Source organism: Burkholderia sp. KCJ3K979 (assembly GCF_016759955.1).
GTDB lineage: Bacteria > Pseudomonadota > Gammaproteobacteria > Burkholderiales > Burkholderiaceae > Burkholderia > Burkholderia orbicola.
In genome coordinates, this window is the sequence record NZ_JACFYV010000385.1 from 1 (window position 1) to 2493 (window position 2493).

Below are 2493 nucleotides of genomic sequence, written 5' to 3' on the forward strand. Positions count from 1 at the left end.
GAATAGCACCGGTCCCGCATTCCTGCCGTAGACATTGTGGTAACAAGTTGTTTACGAATCACAGACATTCAACGTACCCGCCGAATCCGGCTGAAACCCTTGTCGGGATTGGCTCCGGCGGCAGTCTGACCTCACGTCGCGACACGCCGATCATGCACGCGATCGCACGTTCGAGACACACGTCGCAACACATCCGCACACGCCGGTAACGGGCATCCGAACGACGGTGCGAGAAAAGATGACGGGGTCAGTACACGCCGGGCAGCAAACGCCACGTCCGCGCGCAATACGCGTCGTATTCGGCGCCGAATTGCGAACGCAGCAATGCTTCCTCCGAGCGGATTCGCGCGACGAGCGGCACGAGCGTCAGCACGACCAGCAGCACGCCGACAGCCGAGCGGAACACCAGCGCCCAGCCGAGCGAATTGACGACCAGGCCGAGATAGCTGGGATTGCGGATGCGGCTGTAGATGCCGCCGGTCACGAGCGTATGGCCTGGCTGGATCGCGACGAGCCCGCTGAAGCGCTTGCCGAGCACGAACACGGGCCACATGCGCAGCACGCCGCCCACGAGGTACATCCCGACACCGATCCAGCGCACCGTATCGCCGCCGAAAGTCCAGACGTCGAACCGGTCGGTCAGCGCCGGCAGGTACGCGAGCAGGAAGCCGCTCACCCCGAAGGCCGCGAGCACCCAGCGGTTGTCGCGGTTCTCGCGTTCGCCGCTGCTCAGGTTGCCTTCGGTGAACAGCGCGGCGACGGCCATCACAAGGGTCGCGATCGCGACGACGGTCAGTTGAGGATGCGAGAAGAACGCGGCAAACCCGCCGCTGCCGAGCACGGCGAGCCCGAGATAGACGAGCGTGGCTACGCTCGACAGGACGATGACCTTGGGGGTGACTGTCATGACGGCCTCGCGGGGATGCGCTTTCCTGTGAAGTATAGGAACTGCGCACACCGGGTGCCGTGCGCGGCCGTCATGCGGCGCGGAAGTTCGCGCGCATCGTCAGGCCGAAGACGGCCGACCGAGGCAGGACGGCCGGCCGGCGCGCCGCGACCGATCAGCGAATGCGGAAGTGGCCGCCGATGCCGACGGTGACGGGCGGCGCGTAATACGCGGGCGCATAGCCGTAGTAGGCCGGCGCGGGCGCGTAGCCGTACGGCGGCGCGACGTAGCAGCCGGACAGGCCGCCGATCAGGGCAAGCGTGATGAGAAGTCTGGACATGGCTCGGTTCCCGGCGCGAAAGACCAATGGCACCGCGCGAAGGCCGCGCCACCGCACCACGCGGCGGCGGGCACGAAGAGGCAACGCCCCTTCCTGTCGCTCGATGAAACGATGCGCGGAGTCTAGCGCCGGGCGTGGCCGGCCGAGTTTCCCGGGCCGTTACACGTGTTACCCCGTGTGACCGCTGAAACAGGCTGGATCGGCGCAACGGCCCGCCGGTGGGCGGCGGCCGCGCCGACCGCGATGAGGCTGTTACACGAAGCGGGCGCGAATGCGCTGCGCGAGCGCTTCGAGCGTCGCCGCGTCGGCGACGTCGCGCGCATGCATCCGCAGCTCGGCGCCTTCCCAGCGCGGAATCACGTGGAAATGCACGTGCGGGACGGTCTGGCCGGCTGCCGCGCCGTTGAACTGGCCGATGAACACGCCGTCCGGCTCGAGCGCCGCGCGCACTGCCGCCGCGACGCGCTGCGTCATGCGGATACCGGCCGCGGCCGCATCGCCGGACAGCTCGAAGATCTGCGCGGCCGGCTCCTTCGGGATCACGAGCACGTGACCGTCGGCCTGCGGCATCAGATCCATGATCGCGAGCGTCGCGTCGTCTTCGGCGACCTTCACGCACGGCAGTTCGCCGCGCAGGATTCGGGCGAACGGGTTGTTGTTGTCGTAGGACATGGCGTTTTCCGATCTCGTTGGACAGTGGGACTGGGAGAGCAATGCCGGACGATTATCGGCCGATGGCCGGCCCGATATCAACTCGCCGCCACGCGACGCCGGCCGAACCGTCGGGCACGCGGCAGCGCGAACGCATGCGACCGCCACCACACGTCACACGGCCGCGATTGCACCGCCTCGCCCGAACCTGCGACACTGCCGGATCGTTGCCGGCCGGCACGCCACCGAGGACGCTCGCGCATGACGATTCCCCTCAAGAAGCTGATGCTGCGCGGTGTCGCGCTCGCGCTCGTGGCCGCGATCGGCTACACGGGCCATATGCTGTCCCGGCTCGCGCCGATCGCGACCGGCTATGCGGCCAAGGCGCTGTGTTCGGGCGTGTTCGTGTCGGGCCGCCCGGCTGCGTCCGTGATCGACGTCGACATCATGGCCGGCGTCCATCCGTTGCTGAAACTGGTGCGGCCGTCGCTCGATCCCGACCATCATCGCGCGGTGGCGACCTTCGCCGGCTTCGCCGAACGCGAAGCCGACTTCCGGCCCGGGCTCGGCTGCACGCTCGCACTTGGAGCCCCGACCGGCGCGGCGGCCGCCACCT

The 2493-nt window shown here is 68.3% G+C and carries 3 protein-coding genes and 1 pseudogene; 1 reads left to right on the forward strand and 3 read right to left on the reverse strand.

Translation table 11 applies throughout. The annotated features are described in order from the left end of the window. Nucleotides 1–247: 247 nt before the first annotated feature. The 3 genes from H3O04_RS34930 to H3O04_RS34940 all read right to left on the reverse strand — a co-directional run bounded on the left by H3O04_RS34930 (nt 248) and on the right by H3O04_RS34940 (nt 1898). Entirely contained in the window at nt 248–907 is a 660-nt protein-coding gene (locus H3O04_RS34930; RefSeq protein ID WP_202589471.1) for a methyltransferase family protein, read from the reverse strand. A 154-nt stretch (nt 908–1061) separates the two neighbouring features. Beyond that, complete coding sequence (locus H3O04_RS34935; RefSeq protein WP_023477743.1) at nt 1062–1226, reverse strand: hypothetical protein; 165 nt, start codon at nt 1224–1226, stop codon at nt 1062–1064. Between the two features lie 252 nt (nt 1227–1478). Next, nucleotides 1479–1898: an HIT family protein gene (locus H3O04_RS34940; RefSeq protein ID WP_011548975.1), complete on the reverse strand. Its 420-nt coding sequence runs from the start codon at nt 1896–1898 to the stop codon at nt 1479–1481. 240 nt (nt 1899–2138) lie between these two features. Between H3O04_RS34940 and H3O04_RS34945 the strand changes: the two are divergent. Further along, nucleotides 2139–2493, forward strand: a pseudogene (locus H3O04_RS34945) (serine hydrolase domain-containing protein); the annotation flags it as partial.

Excerpts from the sequence above, each read along its gene's own strand:
- H3O04_RS34930 (WP_202589471.1), bottom strand. The coding sequence starts at position 907 with ATGACAGTCACCCCCAAGGTCATCGTCCTGTCGAGCGTAGCCACGCTC.
- H3O04_RS34940 (WP_011548975.1), bottom strand. The coding sequence starts at position 1,898 with ATGTCCTACGACAACAACAACCCGTTCGCCCGAATCCTGCGCGGCGAA.
- H3O04_RS34935 (WP_023477743.1), bottom strand. The coding sequence starts at position 1,226 with ATGTCCAGACTTCTCATCACGCTTGCCCTGATCGGCGGCCTGTCCGGC.